The organism is Shewanella sp. 4t3-1-2LB, assembly GCF_017368415.1.
Lineage (GTDB): Bacteria > Pseudomonadota > Gammaproteobacteria > Enterobacterales > Shewanellaceae > Shewanella > Shewanella fodinae.
Genome location: NZ_JAFNJD010000157.1, coordinates 1 through 319, shown reverse-complemented (window position 1 = coordinate 319; position 319 = coordinate 1). Strand labels below are relative to the sequence as shown.

Genomic DNA, 319 nt, shown 5'->3' with positions numbered 1-319 from the left:
TAAGCTGGCTTGTGCCATTACACTAACCGTACGATGTCCGACCGTACTTAGCCAACCTTCGTGCTCCTCCGTTACGCTTTAGGAGGAGACCGCCCCAGTCAAACTACCCACCAGGCACTGTCCCTAATCCCGTTCAGGGACCCAGGTTAGAACATCAACACTGCAAGGGTGGTATTTCAAGGTCGACTCCATCAGGACTGGCGTCCCATCTTCATAGTCTCCCACCTATCCTACACATGCAGGGTCAATGTTCAGTGCCAAGCTATAGTAAAGGTTCACGGGGTCTTTCCGTCTAGCCGCGGGTATACGGCATCTTCAC

At 53.0% G+C, this 319-nt stretch carries 1 rRNA gene; it reads right to left on the bottom strand.

The window, feature by feature from the left end:
* Positions 1–319: ribosomal RNA gene (locus tag J3L11_RS19725) — 23S ribosomal RNA — on the bottom strand; the annotation flags it as partial.